Raw genomic sequence first — 20,186 nt, 5'->3', positions numbered from 1 at the left:
GCCCGTGCCCGGCTGCTTTTGAATTTCATGCGGCTGCCGGCCAGCGGCCGGCACTACCATCGGGCGGTGCCGACGATGATCGGCACCACCCATCCAGCTCGATCAGCCGAGGATACCCGGCAGATCCAGTCCCTTTTCCTTCGCGCAGTCGATCGCGATCTCATACCCCGCATCGGCGTGGCGCATCACGCCCGTCGCCGGGTCGTTCCACAGCACGCGTGCAATGCGCTTGGCTGCCGCTTCAGTGCCATCGCAGACGATCACCATGCCGGCGTGCTGCGAGAAACCCATGCCGACGCCGCCGCCATGGTGCAGCGACACCCAGGTCGCACCGCTCGCGGTGTTGAGCAGGGCGTTCAGCAGCGGCCAGTCGGACACCGCATCGGAGCCGTCGGCCATCGCTTCGGTTTCGCGGTTCGGCGAAGCCACGCTGCCCGAATCCAGATGGTCACGGCCGATCACCACTGGTGCCTTGAGTTCACCGTTGGCGACCATCTCGTTGAAGGCCAGTCCCAGGCGATCGCGATCACCCAAACCGACCCAGCAGATGCGCGCCGGCAGGCCCTGGAACTTGATCTTCTCGGCGGCCATGTCCAGCCAGCGGTGCAGATGCGGGTTGTCCGGAATCAGCTCCTTCACCTTGGCATCGGTCTTGGCGATGTCTTCCGGGTCGCCACTGAGCGCGGCCCAACGGAACGGGCCGATGCCACGGCAGAACAGCGGGCGGATATAGGCAGGCACGAAACCCGGGAAATCGAACGCGTCCTCGACACCTTCTTCCAGCGCCATCTGCCGCAGGTTGTTGCCGTAGTCCACGGTAGGCACGCCCAGTGAGTGGAAACCGAGCATGGCGCGGATGTGGTTGGCCATCGACGCACGCGCGGCCTTCTCCACTTCCTTCGGTGCGGTTACCCGCTTGGCATCCCATTCTTCCACCGTCCAGTCCTGCGGCAGGTAGCCGTTCACCGGGTCGTGCGCGGAGGTCTGGTCGGTCAGCAGGTCCGGCTTCACGCCACGGATCAGCAGTTCGTCCAGCACGTCGGCAACATTGCCCAGCAGGCCGACCGACAACGGCTTCTTGGCGGTGCACGATTCTTCGATCAGGCGCAGCGCCTCATCCAGGTTGTCGGTCCAGGTATCCAGGTAGCCGGTACGCAGGCGCATCTCGATGCTGCTCTTGCGGCATTCCACCGCCAGGCACGAGGCGCCGGCCATCACGGCGGCCAGCGGCTGCGCGCCACCCATGCCACCCAGGCCGCCGGTGAACAGCCACTTGCCGGCCAGACTGCCGTTGTAGTGCTGGCGGCCCATTTCCACGAAGGTTTCGTAGGTGCCCTGCACAATGCCCTGCGCGCCGATGTAGATCCAGCTGCCGGCGGTCATCTGGCCGTACATCGCCAGGCCCTTCTTATCCAGCTCGTTGAAGTGGTCCCAGTTGGCCCAGCGCGGCACCAGGTTGGAATTGGCAATCAGCACGCGCGGTGCATCGGCATGGGTACGGAACACGCCCACCGGCTTGCCCGACTGCACCAGCAAGGTCTGGTCATCGTCCAGGCGCTTGAGCGTTTCGACGATGGCATCGAAGCTTTCCCAGTCGCGTGCGGCACGACCGATGCCGCCGTACACCACCAGTTCCTGCGGCCGCTCGGCCACGTCCGGGTGCAGGTTGTTCATCAGCATGCGCAGCGGCGCTTCGGTCAGCCAACTCTTTGCGGTAAGCGTGGTGCCGGTCGGTGCGGCGATGGTGCGGGACGGGTCGTTGCGGTTCATGCGGCGCTCCGGTTCGTAGCGAATTCAAGGCAGGCATTGAGCACCTGCGCCAGGGTGTGGCGCAGAGGTGCGGCGTGGTCGGGGTCGAGCGGGGTGGGCCAGCTGTGCTCGTCCACCTGGTCGGGCAGGGGCTCGTGCATGTAGCCGCGGCAGGCCAGTTCCATCTGCAGGCTGTGCACGCCACCGGCAATGCTGCTGTAGTGGCGGGTGATCCAGCCGCCCTTGAAGCGGCCGTTGCGCACGTGGCTCATGCCGCTGATCTTCAGCAGGTTTTCCACCACATCGCTCAGTGCGTTGTCGCACGACGTGTCCGGTGCACCGGACGGCCCGGCAGTGCCGAGGTTGAACTGGGGCAGCTCGCCATCGAACAGGTGCGGGATGTGCGAGCGGATCGAGTGTGCGTCGTACACCACCACGGTGCCGTGGCGTGCACGCAGACGTGCGATCTGCTTGGCCAGAGCGTCGTGGTACGGCGCGAAATACGTGTCGCGACGGCGGGCAATCTCGGCGTCGTCCGGTTCGCGACCCGCGTGGTACAGCGGCTGGTTGTCGAAGGTGGTCAGCGGGCACAGGCCGGTGGTGTTCTGGCCCGGGTACAGCGACACGCCGCTGGGATCGCGGTTGAGATCGATCACCGAGCGCGAGATCGCCGAACGCACCGTGGTCGCGCCCATCCCGCGGGCGAAGTCGTACAGCTCATGCACCCACCAGTCGGCATCGCGACGCGCCAGCCACGGCGAGTGGAAATCGCCGATCAGGTCATGCGGCAGTTCGCTGCCGGTGTGCGGGAAGCTGACGATCAGCGGGGCATCGCCCTCGTGCACGGTCAGCCATTCGGGACGGGCATTCATGCCTGCGGTTCCACGGTCGGCAGCTCCACGTTTGGCAACAGATGGGCCAAGCCCTTGGCCAGTGCACCGCTGCGAACCAGATCGGTCGCGATCACCATGTCCGGATGGAAGTAGCGATCTTCTTCCAGCGTCGGCACCTGCGCGCGCAGCGTGGCGCGCACGGTTTCCAGCGCGGCGCTGGAGCGCAGCGGTGCATGGAAGTCACAGCCCTGCGCGGCGGCCAACAGCTCGATGCCGATCACGTTGGCTGCGTTCTCGGCCATCTGCATCAGGCGTCGTGCACCGTGCGCGGCCATCGATACATGGTCTTCCTGGTTGGCCGAGGTCGGGATCGAATCGACGCTGGCGGGGTAGGCGCGCTGCTTGTTTTCCGACACCAGCGCAGCGGCGGTCACCTGCGGAATCATGAAGCCGGAATTCAAACCGGGGCGCGGGGTCAGGAACGCCGGCAGGCCGGACAGCGCCGGGTCGACCAGCATCGCCAGGCGACGTTCGCTGATCGAGCCGATCTCGCATACCGCCATCGCCAGCATGTCGGCGGCAAAGGCCACCGGCTCGGCATGGAAGTTGCCGCCGGACAGCGCCTCACCGGTATCGGTGAACACCAGCGGGTTGTCGGACACGCCATTGGCTTCGATTTCCAGCGTGGTTGCGGCCTGGCGCAGGATGTCCAGCGCCGCACCCATCACCTGCGGCTGGCAGCGCAGGCAGTACGGGTCCTGCACGCGCACGTCGTTGTCGCGATGCGATTCGCGGATGCCCGAGTCCAGCATCAGCGTACGCAGCGTAGCGGCGGTGGCGATCTGTCCGCGCTGGCCGCGAAGGGCATGGATGCGCGGATCGAACGGCGTGTCCGAGCCCTTGGCCGCTTCCACCGACAGCGCGCCGGTGACCAGCGCGGCCTGGAACACGGTTTCGATTTCAAACAAGCCGGCCAGTGCGTACGCGGTGGAGAACTGGGTGCCGTTGAGCAGGGCCAGGCCTTCCTTCGCGCCCAGTTCCACCGGCTGCAGGCCAGCACGTGCCAGTGCGTCCACGGCGGGCAGGCGCTCGTTGCCAACGAAGGCCTCGCCGACGCCGATCATCACGCTGGCCAGGTGCGAGAGCGGCGCCAGGTCGCCCGAAGCACCGACCGAGCCCTGCGCCGGCACCACCGGCAGCACGCCCTTTACCAGCATTGCTTCCAGCAGCAGCAGGGTTTCCTCGCGCACGCCCGAAGCGCCCTGGGCCAGGCTGACCAGCTTCAACGCCATCATCAGCCGCACCACATTCGCCGGCATCGGCTCGCCCACGCCCGCGGCATGCGAAAGGACGATGTTCCGCTGCAGGGTGGCCAGATCCTCGCGTTCGATGCGCACGCTGGCCAGCTTGCCGAAACCGGTGTTGATGCCATACACCGGCGCGCCTTTGGCGACGATGGCAGCCACCGTTGCAGCGCTGGCGCGCACCGCCGGCAATGCGGCCGGGTCAAGCGACAGCGGCGCACCGCGATACGCCTGCCGCCACTGGGCGAGGGTGACATGGCCGGGGCGAAGAACCAGGGTGTTGCTCATGTGTTGCTCCAGGAGGCAGGCAGGTCGGGCTGTCCGCGCACCACGCGCGCGTGCAGCGGGTTGAATCCAATGCGATAGACCAGGTCGGCGGGGGCGTCGATGTCCCAGATCGCCAGGTCGCAGTCCATGCCGACCGCCAGGCGGCCGATGCGCTCGCCGTGGCCCAGCGCGCGCGCCGCTTCACGGGTGAAGCCGGCGATGCATTCGTCCACAGTCAAGCGGAACAGGGTGGCGCCCATGTTCATCGCCAGCAGCGGGCTGGTCAGCGGCGAGGTGCCCGGATTGCTGTCGGTGGCCAGCGCCAGCGGTACGCCGGCCGCGCGCAGCGCAGCGATTGGCGGCAGGGTGGTGTCGCGGGTGAAATAGAACGCGCCGGGCAGCAGCACGGCGACGGTGCCGGCGGTGGCCATCGCGGCAATGCCGGCGTCGTCCAGGTGTTCGATATGGTCGGCCGACAGCGCACCGAAACCGGCCGCCAGTTCGGCGCCATGCTGGTTGCTCAGCTGTTCGGCGTGGATCTTGATCGCCAGCCCGTGCGCGCGCGCGGCTTCGAAGACCTGACGCGCCTGCGCCGGCGAAAACGCGATGTTCTCGCAGAAGATGTCCACGGCTTCGGCCAGACCTTCGGCAGCGATGGCGGGGATCATCACCTCGCACACCTCGTCGGTGTACTCCTGCGCCTCGCGGCCCGGCGGCACCGCGTGTGCCCCCAGGAAGGTCGGCACAACGTTCACCCGGCATTCTTCGCCCAGCGCGCGGGCCACCTGCAGCTGCTTGCGCTCGTCCTGCAGGGTCAGGCCGTAGCCGGATTTGATCTCGATGGTGGTCACGCCTTCGGCACGCATCGCCAGCAGGCGAGGGCGACTCTCATGTGCCAGCTGCTCTGGTGAGGCGGCGCGGGTGGCGCGCACGGTAGACACGATACCGCCACCGGCACGGGCGATCTCGGCATAGCTCACGCCCTGCAGGCGCTGCTCGAATTCGTTGGCGCGGTTGCCGGCGTAGACCAGGTGGGTATGGCAGTCGATCAGGCCCGGCGACATCCAGCGCCCTTCGCCGTCGATGCGGGTGGTCGGCTGCAGGTGGGCATCGCTGCCGGCGGGACCGACATGCACGATGCGGCCATCGGTGGCGGCCAGTACTGCATCGCGAAGGACACCCAACCCCTCGCCATCGAGGGTCATCAGGTGGACGTTGGACCAGAGGGTATCGACGTGCATGGCATCCACAACGCGGCTGTGCTTATATGTCTATACAATATAGGCGTCCAATTCGGGTTGTCCAGCCATGTCCGATTCGCGTTCCCCGCACTCCTTCCATGCCGCCCACGCCCTGCTGGCAGACGGCTGGGCCGCCGATGTCCGCCTGCAGGTGCAGGAGGGGCGCATCGCGGCGGTCACGCGCGGGCAGGCAGCGCAGGACGGTGATACCCGCGTGGGCATCCTGGTGCCGGGCCTGCCGAACCTGCACAGCCACGCCTTCCAGCGCGGCATGGCTGGGCTGACCGAGATCGGTGGCGGCGACGGCGACAGCTTCTGGAGCTGGCGCGAACTGATGTACCGCTTCCTGGCCCATCTGCGCCCGGACGCAGTGCAGGCCATCGCCGCCCAGGCGTACATGGAGATGCTGGAAAGCGGCTTCACCCGCGTCGGCGAATTCCACTACCTGCACCACGATGCCGATGGCCGCCCCTATGCCAATCGCGCCGAGATGAGCGTGCAGATTGCTGCTGCGGCCGAGCAGACCGGCATCGGCCTGACCCTGCTGCCGGTGTTCTATGCCCACGCCGATTTCGGTGGCGCGCCGCCGAATCCGGCACAGCGCCGCCTCATCCATGACGTAGACGGGTTCGCACAGCTGCTCGATGGCGCCCGCACCGCGCTGGCCACGCTGCCCGATGCGGTGCTCGGCATCGCCCCGCACAGCCTGCGCGCGGTGACCGGCGACGAGCTCAGCGCGCTGCTGCCGTTGGCCGACGGCCCGGTACACATCCATATCGCCGAGCAGGTGCGCGAGGTCGAAGCCTGCCTGGCATGGAGTGGCCAGCGACCGGTGCAGTGGCTGTACAACCATGCGCCTGTCGACGCGCGCTGGTGCCTGGTGCATGCCACCCACATCACCGACGACGAGCGTACGCAGATGGTCGCCAGCAAGGCCGTGGCCGGTCTGTGCCCGATCACCGAGGCGAATCTGGGCGACGGCCTGTTCCCGATGCAGGCCTTCGCACGCGAGGGCGGACGCTTCGGCGTCGGCTCCGATTCCAACGTGCTGATCGACGCCGCAGAAGAGCTGCGCCTGCTGGAGTACGGCCAGCGCCTGACGCTGCGGGGTCGCAACGTGTTGGCCCCGGATGCCGGTCGCAGCACCGGGCGCTTCCTGTTTGAAGGGGCGCTGCAGGGCGGTGCACAGGCGCTGGGCGTAGCTGCCGGCCTGCAGGTGGGTGCCAGCGCTGACATGGTTGAACTGGATGCTGCGCACCCCGCGCTGCAGGCGCGACACGGTGACGCATGGCTTGACAGCTGGGTGTTCGCCGCACGTAATGGCGCGCTGCGATCGGTCTGGCGCCATGGCCGCCAGTGCGTGGCCGACGGCCGCCACCTGCAGCGCGAGGCGATCACCACCGCCTTCGCCGCTGCCCTGCGTGGCGTGCTGGGCTGATCGCCTCCCACCCTTGAGACCCGACTACGTGAAGGCCAGCAAGTCCGCCACGCTCAACCAGCGCATCCGCAGCGACCTGGAAAGCCGCATCCTCAGCGGGGAGTGGGCGCCGGGCTTCCGTATTCCGTACGAGCACGAGCTGATGGAGCAGTACGGTTGCTCGCGGATGACGGTGAACAAGGTGCTGACGGCGCTGGCCGAGAGCGGCATGATCGAGCGCCGCCGCCGAGCGGGTTCTTTCGTGGCACGGCAGCCACCACACCTCGAGCAGGTGGCGCTGGAGATCCCGGACATCGCCATGGAGGTCGGCTCGCGCGGGCATCAGTACGGCTACCGCCTGCTGCAGCGCGAACTGCGCCTGGCCGAGGCAGCAAATGCCGGTGAGGTGGAACTGGCGGGTAGCGAACAGTTGCTGGCGATGCGCTGCCTGCACCTGGCCGATGGCCGGCCGCTGGCGCTGGAGCATCGCCTGATCAGCCCGGTCGGCGTGCCCGAGGTGCTGGAAGTGGACTTCAGTACCACCGCGCCGGGCAGCTGGCTGCTGCAGAACGTGTCGTGGACACGCGCCCAGCATCGCATCAGCGCATGGGGTGCCGACGCGCCCACCGCCAAGCTGCTGGAAGTAAAACCCGGTACCGCCTGCCTGGTGATCGAGCGACTGACCTGGCGCGGCGAACAGCCGATCACCCGCGTGCGTCAGATGTTCCTTGGGGATGCCTGGGATCTGGTCGCCCGCTTCGCACCCGGGGCGCGATAGGGGCGAAGACACGCTCGGCTTCTTCCCCGGGCGCTTTCAGCCAAGCGGCAACAAACCGCCGTGAGTAGATCCACGCCATGCGTGGATGCGGTGCCGAGCAGCCGAGCGAGCTCGGCACCATCACCCCTCAGCCCATCAATACGTCGCGCACTGCCGCCAGCGCACCGGCTCATCCACGCCGGGGCGGGCGTTGAGCTGCACGCGGACGTTGCGCAGGGCGGGGTAGCGCAGTACTTCCTGGCACACACGCGGCCACACGGTTTCCAGTTCGCCGGTGCGGTTGATCGCCAGCGTCTGGCGGGTCAGCCAGACGCCGCTGGCGATGCCGGATTGCCCGGCCAGCGCGCGGGCCAGTTCGGCCTGGTAGCGGTCCAGCGTGGCAGCGTCGGGGTTGGGATTGCTGCGCGCGTCGTCGGCATTCTGCGGCGCCGGCGCGGCTGCTGCAGTCGCCTGAGCAGGTGCATCCGCAACCTTGTCCGGCGCGGCGGGCGTCGGCAACGGCTGTGCGGCCGGGGCCGCCACGGGCGCGACGGCGGGTGCCGGAGTCGGATCCGCTTGTTCGGTACGCAGGCCCTGTAGGCCCAGCCCGACCAGCAGGCCCAGCGTCACCGAAGCCAGTGCAGCGATGGCGATGCGGCGCAGCGCTTCATGGCGGGCGATCGCGCGCACGCGGGTATCAACATCGGTCGGCAGGTAGGGCTGCAGCAGCGGCCACAGGCGCGGACCGTCGATCACTTCCACCGCCTGCTTCTCTGCGGCGGTCAGACCATCGCGCTCAACCCGGCCTTCGGTGATCAGCATGCCGCCCTTGGCGCCTGCCAGTCGCGCGGCAGCGCCCAGTTCGTTCACCGCAGCGGTGCCGATGCGATAGGCCAGGCCGTGCTTGCACGACACCCGCCAGTTGTTCGGGCCGTCGCTGAGCAGGAAATCGCTGCTCGGCTCACGGCTTTCCTCGTTCGGGTCCTGCAGTTCACGCAGGCCCCGCTGCTCGCGCAGCATGCGTTTGATCAGGGTCGAAAACTCGCGCCAGTGCATGCCGGCCAGGGCCTGCAGGCCCAGTTGCATTTCGGTACGTCGGCGCTTGAACCACCAGAGATAGACGGTGGCCAGGGTGCAGGTAAGCAGGGCCGACAGCAGGGCCAGAATCCAGGGAAGCATGCAGGGCGACGACGGAAGGGGCGAAAACGGAGGCCCACAGTGTAAAGGGCCGACCGGTCGATTGCGTCAGGGTGTCCCCGACAGCAAGCGTGATGCAGCCCGCAGATCTGCATGCGCCAGACACGAAAAACCCGCCAATCCTGAAGCCGTGAGGGGAGGGAACAAACGGCAGCCGAAGCGATTGGCGGGTTCTACGCGATTGTCAACGAAAATTTATTGCGTTGCAACAAAGATGGTTCAGGGCGTGCTGCCCGGCGATTGATGGCTGCCCGGAGAGGGTGCATCGACGTCGGTCGAGGCGCGATGTTCCAGCTTGGCCAGGCGCGCCGTCAGAGCATCGATGCGTGCTTCCAGCGCGGTCACTTCATCGGCGGTCGGCACGTGCAGGCGCTTGAGCACACCCTGCACCTGGTCATCGAACGCCTTGTTGACCTTGCCCCACGTTCCGGAGGCCTTCTCGCGCGCTTCGTCCAGCGAGTGCTCCACGTTGTCGCGCCAACCCGGTTCCTGCTCGCCGGTACGCTCACGGCGGCGGGCTTCCCAGGCTTCGCCTTCCTTTACCAGGCCATCGAAGAAGCGGCCTCCTTCTGCCTGCGCGCGCCCCAGGGCGCCAAGTCCGGCCAGCCAGACCTGCTGTGCCGAATCGCTCAGCTTGCGCGAAAAGCGTTCTGCCTGGTCGCCGAAGCCGGCATCGTCGTCGCGGCGGTCGTCATTCTCGTAACGGTTCATCGCACTTCCCGGGGGAGTTGGGCCTACCCCCGAGAGTAGCGCGCGCCGACGTTGCTGGGCCGTGACGGTCGCAGCGCAGGTTCAGCCCAGCTTTTCCTTCAACACACGCTGGATCTCGCTTTCGACCATGCCCTTCATCGCCGACAGCAGGAAGCCCAGCTTGGCCGTCACCCGCACCGCGCCCGGCTGCAGTTCGATCGCACCGTCCACGCCACTGCCGGAGAAGTTCAACACGTCGGCGGCCCACGACGACTTCAGGCCGAAGCGTTCGCCCAGCTTGGCGGCAACCTGTTCGATCGCTTCACGTGCCTGGGTGTCGGGCAGGGTATGGGCGTGGCGGACATCGATGGTGGACATGCAGGCTCCTGGCGCAGGGCGGGGATGGATTGAGAGGGCGAGCATTGTGCGCATCGACAGCGCCTACGCCAAGCGCTCATCGCAGGTTCTTCTTCGTGGGCGGCCAACCTGCTAGTCTGCGCCGCGTGCAGAACCTGCTAGTTCACTTCAGTCAACAACAACAGCCCGACCAGCCCCTGCGGCCCGGGGTGCAGCGCATTGTGCGCCAGGCAAACGGCAGCGTGCGCCTGGGCGATGCCGGCAATGGCGCGCTGCTGCTCGCGCAGTTCTGCATGGACGACCGCGGCCTCTGGCTGCAGGTCGGCAACGGCATCCGCGGCATCCATGTGAACGGTCGCCCGGTACGGCGCATGGCCCTGCTGCGGGCCGGTGACGCGGTCTACGTGGACGGCGTGGAAATGGTCCTGCAGGGCGAGGTCGACACCCTGCTGCAGGCACCTGCGCCGGCCGCCAGCATCGAAGGCAACGGTGACGAGCAGCGCCTGCTTCGCGGTGTGGGTGGCCTGCATCACGGCCGCAGTTACCCCCTGTCGCGCACGCGGGTGATCGGCCGCGGCAGCGATGTCGACATCGAGATTGACGAGCCCGCCTTCGCCGAACAGCACGCGCGGGTGGAAGTGCATGGCGAACGTGTATTGCTGCGCGACCTGGGCAGTGCCGATGGCACCCGGGTCAACGGCGTTGCCGTACGCCACTGCTGGCTGCAGGCCGGCGACCAGGTGGTGTTCGATGGCCAGCACCGGTTCGTGCTGGAAGTGCCGCACGACCCGCGCCGCCGCCCGCCGCTGGCCGATGACGAAGGCAGCGACGAAGCCGAACAGGCGCCCGTGGTACCGGCCGCTCCGCGTCGGGTCCGCCGCTGGCCGTGGCTGCTGGGTAGTGCGTTGCTGCTGGCGGCGGTGCTCAGCCTGCTGCTGTGGTTCGGCGCGCGCTGAGGCGCATCCGCCGGGCATGGCCCGGCGCTACCGGCCTTCGCTCTGGTAGATGCCAACCTTGGTTGGCACGTTCCCTCCGCACCCATGACGCCTGCCGGCGTACGCCAACCAAGGTTGGCGGCTACCAAGACCATGCACGGCCCCGCACCGCGCGCGGCAATGGATACGGATGCAACCAAATTTCCCTTGCGCCACTAGGCCGCAAGGCTGGTGCAGTGCGGCATACTAGGGGTCTTGCCCCACAGGTGTGCCATGACGCGCGCGTTCAACTTCAGTGCCGGCCCTGCAACGTTGCCGGAATCGGTCCTGCGCCAGGCGCAGGCGGAAATGCTGGACTGGCACGGTAGCGGTGCCTCCATCGTGGAAATGAGCCATCGCGGACCGGAATTCATGTCCGTGGCCGCCGAGGCCGAGGCCGACCTGCGTCGCCTGCTCGATATCCCCGAAGACTATGCGGTGCTGTTCCTGCCCGGTGGCGCCACCACCCAGCAGGCCTTGATCCCGCTCAACTTCGCCAGCGCCGGCCAGCGTGCCGACTACGTGGTCACCGGCCACTGGGGCAAGACTGCGGTCAAGCAGGCCAGCCCGTACGTGGACGTCAACATCGCCGCCAGCAGCGAGGCCGAAGGCTATCGCCAGCTGCCCGAGCGCGCCGGCTGGCGGCTTTCGCCCGATGCTGCCTACGTGCACATCACCGCCAACGAGACCATCCACGGCGTCGAGTTCCGTGATGTGCCCGAGACCGGCAACGTGCCGCTGGTGGCCGATTTCAGCTCGTCCATCGCCAGCGAGCCGCTGGATGTGCGCCGCTACGGCGTCATTTACGCCGGTGCGCAGAAGAACCTGGGTCCGGTCGGCATCGCGGTGATGATCATCCGTCGCGACCTTCTGGAGCGCAGTGGCCAGCCGCGCGCGGACATCTTCGATTACCGCTCGCACGTCGCCCGCGACTCCATGCTCAACACACCGCCCACCTGGAACTGGTATCTGGCCGGCCTGGTGTTCAAATGGATGCTCGCCGAAGGGGGCGTGGTCGAGTTCGCCAAGCGCAACGCCGCGAAGGCCGCGCTGGTGTACGGCGCCATCGATGCCTCCGGCGGCTTCTATCGCAACGAGGTCGCGCATTCGGCGCGCTCGCGGATGAACATCCCGTTCTTCCTGCCCAACTCCGATCTCGATGCCCGTTTCGTCGCCGAGGCCAAGGCCGCCGGCCTGCTGGCGCTGAAGGGCCACAAGGTGGTCGGTGGCATCCGTGCGTCGCTGTATAACGCCATGCCGCTGGCCGGGGCCGAGGCGCTGGTCGCCTTCATGGCTGATTTCCAGCAGCGTCACGGCTGAGCAATGAACGGCGCGCATCGTCGGGTGCGCGCCCCGCAACAAGGAATTCCGATGGCAAACAAACCCAGCAAGAAGGCGTCGAAGAAGGCCGAATCGGCCAAAGACAGCGCCACGTCCAAGCCGAAGGGCAAGTCGAAGGCAACCGCGGTGCCCACCCTGGCGCCCCTGGCGCTGGCCGATGTGCGTTCGAAGATCGACCAGATCGACCGTGACATCCAGAGCCTGATCGCCGAGCGCGCACAGTTCGCCCACCAGGTCGGCAAGGCCAAGGGCAAGCTCGCCGCCGCCGTCGATTACTACCGTCCCGAGCGCGAAGCGCAGGTGCTGCGCATGGTGGTGGACCGCAACGAAGGTCCGCTCAGCGATGAGCTGCTGGTGCACGTCTACCGTGAAATCATGTCGGCCTGCCTGGCCCAGCAGGAGCCGTTGAAGATCGGCTACCTCGGCCCGGAAGGTACCTTCAGCCAACAGGCCGTGCTCAAGCACTTCGGCCGCTCGGCGCTGGGCCTGCCGATGGCCAGCATCGAAGAAGTGTTCCAGGAAGTGGAAGCCGGCAACGCCGATTTTGGCGTGGTGCCGGTGGAAAACTCGGGGCAGGGCACCATCCAGATCACCCTGGACATGTTCCTCACCTCGAACCTGAAGATCTGCGGCGAAGTGGAACTGCGCGTGCAGCAGTACCTGATGTCGCGCAGTGGCCGCATCGAAGACATCGAACGCGTCTACGGCCATCCGCAGTCGTTCATGCAGACCTCGGCATGGATGCGCGCCAACCTGCCCAAGGCCGAGAAGATTCCGGTGGCCAGTAATGCCGAAGGCGCGCGCCGTGCGCGCAATGCCGACGACGCTGCAGCCATCGGCGGAGAGAGCGCCGGCCACGTGTACGGCCTGAAGAAGGTCGTCACCAAGCCGATCCAGAACGATGCCGACAACACCACCCGTTTCCTGGTAGTGGGCCGCAACATTTTCCCGACCTCCGGCCACGACCGTACCTCGGTGCTGGTGTTCATCCATGACAAGCCCGGCGCGCTGTTCGATGTGCTCAGCCCGTTCGCGCGCCATGGCATCAGCATGAACCGCATCGAGTCGCGGCCCTCGCACCACGGCAAGTGGGAATACGGCTTCTTCATCGACCTCGCCGGCCATATCGACGATGCACCGATGCAGGCCGCACTGGCCGAACTGGAAGCGCACTCGGCGCAGATCAAGGTGCTTGGCTCCTATCCGGTGGCCGTGCCCTGATCCCTGCTGCGGCGGCTGCGGCCGCCGCCCCTGATGCACCGCCGGCGACCCGGCGTTTACGGAACAATTCAACGATGAGCAACGCGCAGCACTGGATCGCCCGCAAGGGCCAGCCCCTGCAGGGCAGCCTGACCATTCCCGGCGACAAGTCGGTCTCGCACCGCTCGGTGATGTTCGCCGCGCTGGCTGACGGCACCTCGCATATCGAGGGCTTCCTGGAAGGCGAAGACACCCGCGCCACCGCGCGTATCTTCAGTCAGCTGGGCGTGCGCATCGAAACCCCCAGCGCGTCGCAGCGCATCGTGCATGGCGTCGGCATCGACGGCCTGCAGGCGCCAAGCGCGCCGCTGGATTGCGGCAATGCCGGCACGGGCATGCGTCTGCTCGCCGGCCTGCTGGCCGGTCAGGCATTCGACTGCACGTTGGTCGGCGATGAATCGCTGTCCGGCCGTCCGATGCGCCGCGTCACCGGTCCGCTGTCGCAGATGGGCGCGAAGATCGACACCGAGGCAGACGGCACGCCACCGCTGCAGGTGCATGGCGGGCAGACGCTGCACGGCATCGACTTTGCCTCGCCGGTGGCCAGCGCGCAGATCAAGTCCGCCGTGCTGCTGGCGGGCCTGTACGCGCACGGCGAGACCAGCGTGACCGAGCCGCACCCGACCCGCGACTACACCGAGCGCATGTTGTCCGCGTTCGGCGTGGACATCGCGTTCTCGCCGGGCAAGGCCCGCCTGCGTGGCGGCCAGCGTCTGCGCGCGACCGATATCGTCGTGCCGGCCGACTTCTCCTCGGCCGCGTTTTTCCTGGTCGCGGCCAGCATCATTCCCGGCTCCGAACTGCGCCTGAAGCAGGTCGGCCTCAATCCGCGCCGTACCGGCCTGCTGCACGCGCTGCGCCTGATGGGCGCGGACATCACCGAGCAGAACCCGGCAGAGCAGGGCGGGGAACCGGTGGCCGATCTGGTGGTGCGCTACGCGCCGCTGAAGGGTGCGCGCATTCCCGAGGAGCTGGTGCCGGACATGATCGACGAGTTCCCGGCATTGTTCGTGGCCGCTGCTGCCGCCGAAGGCCAGACCGTGGTGACCGGCGCCGCCGAGCTGCGGGTGAAGGAATCCGATCGCTTGGCTGCGATGGCGACCGGCCTACGCGCGCTGGGTATGCAGGTGGACGAAACCGAAGATGGCGCCACCCTGCACGGCGGCGTATCGCTGGGCAGTGGCACCATTGAAAGCCACGGCGATCATCGGATCGCGATGGCCTTCGCCATTGCCGGCCAGATCAGCCATGGCGAAGTGCGCATCAACGAAATCGCCAACGTCGCAACGTCCTTCCCGGACTTCGACGGCCTGGCCCGCAGCGCCGGCTTCAACCTGGCCTGATCGGCACGGCATCCGCCGGGCGTGGCCTGGCGGATCACATGGCCTGGTAGGTGCCAACCTTGGTTGGCACGCTTCTGCGCACAAAAAAACGGAGGCCGAAGCCTCCGTTTTTTTCATTTCAGGCGTTACCGACGATCAACGCTCGGTGCGGAAATCCACCGGAACACGCACCACGCTGGCCACGGCACGGCCCTGCTGCACGGCCGGCTCGAACTTCCAACCCTGCACGGTGTTCAGCACGGCGCGGTCCAGGTCGCGGCTGCGCTCACCACTGCGCGACACGATCGCCGCTTCGGTCACGTTGCCGCGGGTATCGACGCTCAAGCTGGCAACCACGCTGCCCTGCACGCCACTGCGCAGCGCAGCTGCCGGATAGCTCGGCTTGCTGTTGCTGGCCAGCGGACGCGCCTCACGGCTGCGTACGGCCGGGGCCACCTTGCGCTCGCTCTGCGCGGGCGCGGCCTGACGCGTCGCGGGGGCAGGCGTGGCAGCAACCGGCGTCTCCGTAGCTGGCAGCATGCGCTCGCTTACCGGTGCAGGCGCAGGTTCGTCATGATTGGAAAAACGCAGCCAGACCAGAGCCGCTGCAAACATCGCCACGATCAGGGCCAACCACAGCCAGGGAGACGCCGAGCGGGGCTCAAGCACGCCGTCCTGCTGCAGTTGCGGGGAATGAAGGTTTTCGTGGGTAGTGGCAGTCATCGCAAACTCCTCGCGTCAGTAACGACGCCCAGAGTGTTGCCCGAGGCGGCGTCGCAGCGTGTCAGCATTGCGTCAACGCGACCTGCAAGGTTCAGCTTTTCTGCGGGGAAGCGTTCAGTTACTGCGGCTTGAAGTCGAACGGCACTTCAATGCTGCCCGGCACCGGCTGGCCATTGCTGACCGCCGGGCTGAAGCGCCAGCGACGCACCGCGTCCGTTGCCGCGCGGTCCAGTTCCCGCGAACCGCTGCGCTGGATCACCGTCACGTTGTTCGGGTAACCGGTGGCATCCACTTCCACCCGCACCACCACGCTGCCGGCTTCGCCGCGTCGCAGGGCAGCGGCCGGGTAGGCCGGCGGCGGCGACTGGCCGGCAATCGGCATCGGCTGCGCATTGGCGGTTGCCGGTGCCGCAGTGCCCGGCGCCGTCGGCGTTGCTTCAACCGTGGCCGGTGGCGGCGGCGGGGCGGTTTCCACCAGCTTCGGCGCATCTTCTTCGTCCGGCACCGGGGCCGGCTTGGCGGCGGGCATGTCGCTGGAGCCTGCCGCTGCGGCCAGCGGCTCGGGCAGCGGTTCCACCTGGGCGGTTTCCTGCGGCGTCTGCGCGGCCGGGTCGGCACGGAAGAACTGCTTGTCGCGTCCGGTCAGCCAGACCAGCACGAACAGCAGGATGCCCACGCCGAAGGCGATGCCGGCGATTTTCAGGGCGTTGCGCGGGATATGCACGGTGAACGACTTGGCAGGCGACGGACGGGGAGCAGACATGGACCAGACCAGTACGGAATGCCTCGATTCTGCCACGGCCGGAATGAACCGGGCGGCAGAAATCCGTATAACAGGCGATAATCCCGTTCCTGTTACCCACCACGACGCCTGCCATGCTTGATCCAGCCCTGCTCCGCCACCAGCCCGCCGACCTCGCCGAACGCCTGCGCACCAGCCGCGGCTTCGAGCTCGACGTGTCTGCCCTGGAGTCACTGGAGGCGGATCGCAAGCGCATCCAGGTGCGCACCCAGGAGCTGCAGAGCCTGCGCAACAGCCGCTCCAAGGCCATTGGTCAGGCCAAGGCCAAGGGCGAGGACGTTTCGGCCATCATGGCCGAGGTGGCTGCCTTCGCCGATGAGCTGAAGGCCTCGGAAGTGGCGCTGGACGTGCTGCGCGAGAAGATCGATACGATCTCGATGGGCATCCCGAACATCCCCGCCGACGACGTGCCGGCCGGCGCCGATGAGAGCGAGAACGTCGAGCAGTCGCGCTGGGGCACCCCGCGCCAGTTCGACTTCAAGGTGCTCGACCACGTCGAACTGGGCGCGCGCAACAAGTGGCTGGACGGCGAGACCGCCGCCAAGCTGTCCGGCTCGCGCTTCACCGTACTGCGTGGCCCGATCGCGCGCCTGCACCGTGCCCTGGCCCAGTTCATGCTCGACCTGCACAGCGGCGAGCACGAGTACCAGGAAACCAACGTGCCGGTGATCGTCAACGCCGACAGCCTGTACGGCACCGGCCAGCTGCCCAAGTTCGAAGAGGACATGTTCATCACCCAGCTGGGTGAGCAGAAGCGTTACCTGATCTCGACCTCGGAAATCTCGCTGACCAACATCGCCCGCGACGAGATCCTCGATGCAGAGCGCCTGCCGCTGCGCATGACCGCCCACTCGCTGTGCTTCCGTTCCGAAGCCGGCAGCGGTGGTCGTGACGTGCGCGGCATGATCCGCCAGCACCAGTTCGAGAAGGTCGAGCTGGTGTCGATCTGCCGCCCGGAAGACAGCGACGCCGAGCACCAGCGCATGACCCGCTGCGCCGAAGTGGTGCTGGAGAAGCTGGGCCTGCCGTACCGCAAGGTGCTGCTGTGCACCGGCGACATGGGCTTCTCGGCCATCAAGACCTACGACCTGGAAGTCTGGCTGCCGTCGCAGGAGACCTACCGCGAGATTTCCTCGTGCTCGAACTGTGGCGACTTCCAGGCCCGCCGCATGCAGGCCCGCTGGCGCAACCCGGCCACCGGCAAGCCGGAGCTGGCACATACGCTGAACGGCTCGGGCGTGGCCGTGGGCCGCGCGATGATCGCGGTGATGGAGAACTATCAGAACGCCGACGGCAGCATCACCGTGCCCGAAGCCCTGCGCCCGTACATGGGCGGTATCGAAACCATCGGCTGAACCCGGTAGATGCCATGCTTGCATGGCACTGCTCTGGCTTTGGTGGGTGCCATGCTTGCATGGCACCTCATCCACGCATGGCGTGGATCTACTTAGGCGCTGGGGCATCCACGAATGGCGTGGATCTACCTGTGCGGTGGAACATCCACTCAACGGAGGGCTGAGGCTTTGCAGTAGATCCACGCCATGCGTGGATAGCGCAATCCATCAACCCGCTGCGCGCAGCTTCTCCAGCGGCACCCAGCCCGCTTCCCCAGCCTGCGGCACACACCACGCCCAACCATTGAGCGTGCGCACCCCGCGCAGTTGCTGCCCCGGGTCCACATCCAGCTCCCGCGCGCAGTAGTCCTCCGTGGCAAATGCGCCACCCTGCGCATCGCGACCGATCACCGGTGCCGGCACGAACCCCGGCTGTTGTCCCTCGGCCTCGCACAGGAACCAGTCCTCCCAACCCTCGGGCCCCTCATAACGCTCGCCCACCAGCAGCGCTTGCCCACGGTGCAGGGTGATGGGGTGCGGGAATTCGCTGCGGTGCGCAGCCATCACGATGTAGTTCATCGCACCATGGTGGCAAAAAAAAGCGGCCCCGCAAAAGCAGGGCCGCCAGGGTAGGGTGGGCCGGGATGGGGGAGGGAATCCCGGCCCGCGTTCAGCGCCCAGACGAGGGAGAGAGGCGCCGAACGCTGGAACGCGTTACGCCGCTGCCACTTCCACCGCCTCATGCGACGGCAGCGCTGCCAGCGCACCGGCAATCGCGTCTTCGCGGTGCTGCGGCGAGTAGGCGATGCCCTCGGCACGCACGAACTCGATGTCGTTGATGCCCCAGAAGGCGAATGTCTGGCGCAGGAACGGCTCCTGGAAGTCCGCCGGCGAATCGGTGTAGATGCCGCCACGGCTGCTGACCACGATCACCCGCTTGCCACCGGCCAGGCCCACCGGGCCGTTCTCGGTGTACTTGAAGGTGCGCCCGGCCACCGCCACGCGGTCGATCCAGGCCTTCAGGGTGGAGGGCACGCTGAAGTTGTACATCGGCGCGCCGATCACCACGATGTCGGCAGCCAGGAACTGCTCGAGCACCTGTTCAGCATCGGCAGCCTCGGCGGCATCGGTCTTGGCCAGCGAACCGCTGCGCAGATGCGGTACCGGATTGGCGTCAAGATCGCGATAATCAACCTGCAGGCCGTCGATCTGCTGCTTGAACTGGGCCACCACGGCGGCGGTCAGGTGGCGGGAGACGGAGTTGTCGCCAAGCACGCTGGCGTCGATGTGCAGAAGCTTCATGGCAGTACCTATGTTCGGGAGAGGTGGCGGACTTGCCGCCGACGGAGAGAACAATAGGTTGTTGCAAGGGCGGGATAAAGGTGGTTGAATGCCACGTATTGTTCTACTAATGGAACTCGGGTATGCATGACCTGAATGATCTGTACTACTTCGCGATGGTGGTCGACCACGGCGGTTTCGCCGCCGCCGAGCGCGCACTGGGTATCCCCAAGTCGCGCCTGAGCCGCCGCATCAGCCAGCTGGAAACCGACCTGGGCGTGCGCCTGCTGCAGCGCTCCACGCGCCGCTTTGCCGTTACCGATGTCGGCACCAGCGTGCACCGCCACGCCCAGACCATGCTGGCTGAGGCGCAGGCCGCGCGCGAGGTGGTGGACCGCCTCAGCGCCGAGCCGCGCGGCCTGGTGCGCGCCAGCGTGCCGGTATCGCTGGCACAGATGCAGCTGCCCAAGCTGCTGCCCAAGTTCCTCGAGCAGTACCCGAAGGTGCGGCTGCAGCTGAACATCAGCAACCGCCGCGTGGACATCATCAACGAAGGCTACGACGTGGCCCTGCGCGTGCGTTCGCGCCTTGATGACGATGGCAGCCTGGTGATGCGCAGCTTCGGCCAGGTGCAGGAACTGCTGGTGGCCAGCCCGAAGTACCTGGACCGCGCCGGTCGCCCGAAGGATCCGGAAGAGCTGGCGAACCACGTCACCCTGAGCATCAGCGAAGACGAGGCGCGTCAGCGCTGGGAACTGCACGGACCGGAAGGCGCGGTGCGCCGGGTGGATCTGCAGCCGCGCGTGGCCGGTTTTGACTTCCCGCTGCTGCAGAGCATGGTGAAGGACGGCTTCGGCATCACCATGCTGCCGGAAACCGTCTGCGCCGATGCCGTGCGCAATGGCGAGCTGGAAGTGGTGCTGCCGGACTGGTCGCTGCCGCAGGGCGTGTGCCATGCCGTGTTCGCCTCGCGCCGCGGCCTGCTGCCGGCGGTGCGGGTGTTCATCGACTTCCTGGCCGAGCACCTGCCGCCGCAGCTGGAGGCCTCGCGCCTGGATTGCGGTGGCGCCTGCGAGAAGGCCAAGGAGCGGATCAAGGCCAGTGCGCTGGGTGCGTTGGCGGTGGACGCGGGCTGAGGCCTGCTTCCGATGGAACAACGGTCTTGGGCAAATTGCCCGGCCGTGCGAGAATGCGTGCCCGGCCAGCAGGCTGGGCCGATACGGAGAGATGGCCGAGCGGTTTAAGGCACCGGTCTTGAAAACCGGCGAAGGGTTAAACCTTCCGTGGGTTCGAATCCCACTCTCTCCGCCAGTTGTCTTAAAGAGCCCCTGGAAACA

General features: G+C 67.1%; 19 protein-coding genes and 1 tRNA gene. 9 read left to right on the top strand and 11 right to left on the bottom strand.

Annotated elements, in window-relative coordinates; all coding sequences use genetic code 11:
- Nucleotides 1-102: 102 nt before the first annotated feature.
- From hutU to hutI, 4 genes are read right to left on the bottom strand one after another with little or no spacing between them, the layout of a single operon-like run.
- Nucleotides 103-1,770: a urocanate hydratase gene (gene hutU / locus ACQ5SA_RS03795; RefSeq protein ID WP_499312745.1), complete on the bottom strand. Its 1,668-nt coding sequence runs from the start codon at nucleotides 1,768-1,770 to the stop codon at nucleotides 103-105.
- Nucleotides 1,767-2,621 (bottom strand): N-formylglutamate deformylase, encoded by an 855-nt coding sequence (hutG, locus tag ACQ5SA_RS03790; protein WP_499312743.1) that lies wholly within the window; start codon nucleotides 2,619-2,621, stop codon nucleotides 1,767-1,769. Before hutG ends, hutU begins: the two co-directional genes overlap by 4 nt.
- Nucleotides 2,618-4,174 (bottom strand): histidine ammonia-lyase, encoded by a 1,557-nt coding sequence (gene hutH / locus ACQ5SA_RS03785; protein WP_499312741.1) that lies wholly within the window; start codon nucleotides 4,172-4,174, stop codon nucleotides 2,618-2,620. The genes hutG and hutH overlap by 4 nt, the downstream gene beginning before the upstream one ends.
- On the bottom strand, nucleotides 4,171-5,394 hold the full coding sequence (gene hutI, locus ACQ5SA_RS03780; protein WP_499312739.1) for an imidazolonepropionase: 1,224 nt from the start codon (nucleotides 5,392-5,394) through the stop codon (nucleotides 4,171-4,173). The genes hutH and hutI overlap by 4 nt, the downstream gene beginning before the upstream one ends.
- A 67-nt stretch (nucleotides 5,395-5,461) precedes the next feature.
- On the opposite strand from hutI, the gene ACQ5SA_RS03775 reads away from it, so the two are divergent.
- Nucleotides 5,462-6,832, top strand: a complete 1,371-nt coding sequence (locus ACQ5SA_RS03775; RefSeq protein WP_499312738.1) for a formimidoylglutamate deiminase — start codon at nucleotides 5,462-5,464, stop codon at nucleotides 6,830-6,832.
- Nucleotides 6,833-6,860: 28 nt separating this feature from the next.
- The gene (gene hutC, locus ACQ5SA_RS03770) at nucleotides 6,861-7,589 is read left to right on the top strand and encodes a histidine utilization transcriptional repressor HutC (protein ID WP_499312737.1); all 729 of its coding nucleotides are present in this window, start codon (nucleotides 6,861-6,863) and stop codon (nucleotides 7,587-7,589) included.
- A gap of 135 nt (nucleotides 7,590-7,724) precedes the next feature.
- Here the strand turns inward: hutC and ACQ5SA_RS03765 are convergent, their stop codons facing one another.
- From ACQ5SA_RS03765 to ACQ5SA_RS03755, 3 genes are all read right to left on the bottom strand, one after another.
- Complete coding sequence (locus tag ACQ5SA_RS03765; protein ID WP_499312735.1) at nucleotides 7,725-8,747, bottom strand: restriction endonuclease; 1,023 nt, start codon at nucleotides 8,745-8,747, stop codon at nucleotides 7,725-7,727.
- A gap of 237 nt (nucleotides 8,748-8,984) precedes the next feature.
- On the bottom strand, nucleotides 8,985-9,476 hold the full coding sequence (locus ACQ5SA_RS03760) for a phasin family protein (protein ID WP_100552912.1): 492 nt from the start codon (nucleotides 9,474-9,476) through the stop codon (nucleotides 8,985-8,987).
- An 81-nt stretch (nucleotides 9,477-9,557) separates the two neighbouring features.
- Nucleotides 9,558-9,833 (bottom strand): polyhydroxyalkanoic acid system family protein, encoded by a 276-nt coding sequence (locus tag ACQ5SA_RS03755; RefSeq protein WP_025876985.1) that lies wholly within the window; start codon nucleotides 9,831-9,833, stop codon nucleotides 9,558-9,560.
- A 125-nt stretch (nucleotides 9,834-9,958) separates the two neighbouring features.
- On the opposite strand from ACQ5SA_RS03755, the gene ACQ5SA_RS03750 reads away from it, so the two are divergent.
- The 4 genes from ACQ5SA_RS03750 to aroA all read left to right on the top strand — a co-directional run bounded on the left by ACQ5SA_RS03750 (nucleotide 9,959) and on the right by aroA (nucleotide 14,730).
- Nucleotides 9,959-10,768: an FHA domain-containing protein gene (locus tag ACQ5SA_RS03750; RefSeq protein ID WP_100552911.1), complete on the top strand. Its 810-nt coding sequence runs from the start codon at nucleotides 9,959-9,961 to the stop codon at nucleotides 10,766-10,768.
- Between the two features lie 252 nt (nucleotides 10,769-11,020).
- Nucleotides 11,021-12,106, top strand: coding sequence for a 3-phosphoserine/phosphohydroxythreonine transaminase (serC, locus tag ACQ5SA_RS03745; protein ID WP_499312733.1), 1,086 nt, complete (start codon nucleotides 11,021-11,023; stop codon nucleotides 12,104-12,106).
- A gap of 51 nt (nucleotides 12,107-12,157) precedes the next feature.
- On the top strand, nucleotides 12,158-13,348 hold the full coding sequence (gene pheA, locus ACQ5SA_RS03740; RefSeq protein ID WP_499312732.1) for a prephenate dehydratase: 1,191 nt from the start codon (nucleotides 12,158-12,160) through the stop codon (nucleotides 13,346-13,348).
- A gap of 74 nt (nucleotides 13,349-13,422) precedes the next feature.
- Complete coding sequence (gene aroA, locus ACQ5SA_RS03735) at nucleotides 13,423-14,730, top strand: 3-phosphoshikimate 1-carboxyvinyltransferase (protein ID WP_499312730.1); 1,308 nt, start codon at nucleotides 13,423-13,425, stop codon at nucleotides 14,728-14,730.
- A gap of 135 nt (nucleotides 14,731-14,865) precedes the next feature.
- On the opposite strand, the gene ACQ5SA_RS03730 is transcribed toward aroA, so the two are convergent.
- Both ACQ5SA_RS03730 and ACQ5SA_RS03725 read right to left on the bottom strand, forming a co-directional pair.
- Nucleotides 14,866-15,432 carry an energy transducer TonB gene (locus ACQ5SA_RS03730; protein WP_499312729.1) on the bottom strand — a complete coding sequence of 189 codons (567 nt, stop codon included), beginning with the start codon at nucleotides 15,430-15,432 and terminating at the stop codon, nucleotides 14,866-14,868.
- A gap of 118 nt (nucleotides 15,433-15,550) precedes the next feature.
- Nucleotides 15,551-16,195: an energy transducer TonB gene (locus ACQ5SA_RS03725; protein WP_499312727.1), complete on the bottom strand. Its 645-nt coding sequence runs from the start codon at nucleotides 16,193-16,195 to the stop codon at nucleotides 15,551-15,553.
- Between the two features lie 113 nt (nucleotides 16,196-16,308).
- On the opposite strand from ACQ5SA_RS03725, the gene serS reads away from it, so the two are divergent.
- Complete coding sequence (serS, locus tag ACQ5SA_RS03720; protein ID WP_108266847.1) at nucleotides 16,309-17,589, top strand: serine--tRNA ligase; 1,281 nt, start codon at nucleotides 16,309-16,311, stop codon at nucleotides 17,587-17,589.
- A 207-nt stretch (nucleotides 17,590-17,796) separates the two neighbouring features.
- Here serS and ACQ5SA_RS03715 read toward each other — a convergent pair whose 3' ends face one another.
- Together ACQ5SA_RS03715 and ACQ5SA_RS03710 are read right to left on the bottom strand one after the other, a co-directional pair.
- Complete coding sequence (locus tag ACQ5SA_RS03715; protein ID WP_499312726.1) at nucleotides 17,797-18,147, bottom strand: SH3 domain-containing protein; 351 nt, start codon at nucleotides 18,145-18,147, stop codon at nucleotides 17,797-17,799.
- A gap of 135 nt (nucleotides 18,148-18,282) precedes the next feature.
- Complete coding sequence (locus tag ACQ5SA_RS03710; RefSeq protein WP_447935110.1) at nucleotides 18,283-18,870, bottom strand: FMN-dependent NADH-azoreductase; 588 nt, start codon at nucleotides 18,868-18,870, stop codon at nucleotides 18,283-18,285.
- Nucleotides 18,871-18,992: 122 nt separating this feature from the next.
- On the opposite strand from ACQ5SA_RS03710, the gene ACQ5SA_RS03705 reads away from it, so the two are divergent.
- Entirely contained in the window at nucleotides 18,993-19,985 is a 993-nt protein-coding gene (locus ACQ5SA_RS03705) for a LysR family transcriptional regulator (protein ID WP_025878750.1), read from the top strand.
- Nucleotides 19,986-20,070: 85 nt separating this feature from the next.
- Nucleotides 20,071-20,160: transfer RNA gene (locus ACQ5SA_RS03700), tRNA-Ser, on the top strand.
- The last annotated feature ends 26 nt before the right edge of the window (nucleotides 20,161-20,186 follow it).

The organism is Stenotrophomonas indicatrix, from assembly GCF_050573115.1.
Classification (GTDB): domain Bacteria; phylum Pseudomonadota; class Gammaproteobacteria; order Xanthomonadales; family Xanthomonadaceae; genus Stenotrophomonas; species Stenotrophomonas lactitubi_A.
The sequence above is the reverse complement of the archived record's forward strand: the minus strand, read 5'-3'. Positions and strand labels throughout refer to the sequence as shown.

What these genes read in the sequence shown, in the direction of transcription:
- hutU (WP_499312745.1), bottom strand. Translation starts at nt 1,770, where the DNA reads ATGAACCGCAACGACCCGTCCCGCACCATCGCCGCACCGACCGGCACC.
- hutG (WP_499312743.1), bottom strand. Translation starts at nt 2,621, where the DNA reads ATGAATGCCCGTCCCGAATGGCTGACCGTGCACGAGGGCGATGCCCCG.
- hutH (WP_499312741.1), bottom strand. Translation starts at nt 4,174, where the DNA reads ATGAGCAACACCCTGGTTCTTCGCCCCGGCCATGTCACCCTCGCCCAG.
- hutI (WP_499312739.1), bottom strand. Translation starts at nt 5,394, where the DNA reads ATGCACGTCGATACCCTCTGGTCCAACGTCCACCTGATGACCCTCGAT.
- ACQ5SA_RS03775 (WP_499312738.1), top strand. Translation starts at nt 5,462, where the DNA reads ATGTCCGATTCGCGTTCCCCGCACTCCTTCCATGCCGCCCACGCCCTG.
- ACQ5SA_RS03765 (WP_499312735.1), bottom strand. Translation starts at nt 8,747, where the DNA reads ATGCTTCCCTGGATTCTGGCCCTGCTGTCGGCCCTGCTTACCTGCACC.
- ACQ5SA_RS03760 (WP_100552912.1), bottom strand. Translation starts at nt 9,476, where the DNA reads ATGAACCGTTACGAGAATGACGACCGCCGCGACGACGATGCCGGCTTC.
- ACQ5SA_RS03755 (WP_025876985.1), bottom strand. Translation starts at nt 9,833, where the DNA reads ATGTCCACCATCGATGTCCGCCACGCCCATACCCTGCCCGACACCCAG.
- serC (WP_499312733.1), top strand. Translation starts at nt 11,021, where the DNA reads ATGACGCGCGCGTTCAACTTCAGTGCCGGCCCTGCAACGTTGCCGGAA.
- pheA (WP_499312732.1), top strand. Translation starts at nt 12,158, where the DNA reads ATGGCAAACAAACCCAGCAAGAAGGCGTCGAAGAAGGCCGAATCGGCC.
- aroA (WP_499312730.1), top strand. Translation starts at nt 13,423, where the DNA reads ATGAGCAACGCGCAGCACTGGATCGCCCGCAAGGGCCAGCCCCTGCAG.
- ACQ5SA_RS03730 (WP_499312729.1), bottom strand. Translation starts at nt 15,432, where the DNA reads ATGACTGCCACTACCCACGAAAACCTTCATTCCCCGCAACTGCAGCAG.
- ACQ5SA_RS03725 (WP_499312727.1), bottom strand. Translation starts at nt 16,195, where the DNA reads ATGTCTGCTCCCCGTCCGTCGCCTGCCAAGTCGTTCACCGTGCATATC.
- serS (WP_108266847.1), top strand. Translation starts at nt 16,309, where the DNA reads ATGCTTGATCCAGCCCTGCTCCGCCACCAGCCCGCCGACCTCGCCGAA.
- ACQ5SA_RS03715 (WP_499312726.1), bottom strand. Translation starts at nt 18,147, where the DNA reads ATGAACTACATCGTGATGGCTGCGCACCGCAGCGAATTCCCGCACCCC.
- ACQ5SA_RS03710 (WP_447935110.1), bottom strand. Translation starts at nt 18,870, where the DNA reads ATGAAGCTTCTGCACATCGACGCCAGCGTGCTTGGCGACAACTCCGTC.
- ACQ5SA_RS03705 (WP_025878750.1), top strand. Translation starts at nt 18,993, where the DNA reads ATGCATGACCTGAATGATCTGTACTACTTCGCGATGGTGGTCGACCAC.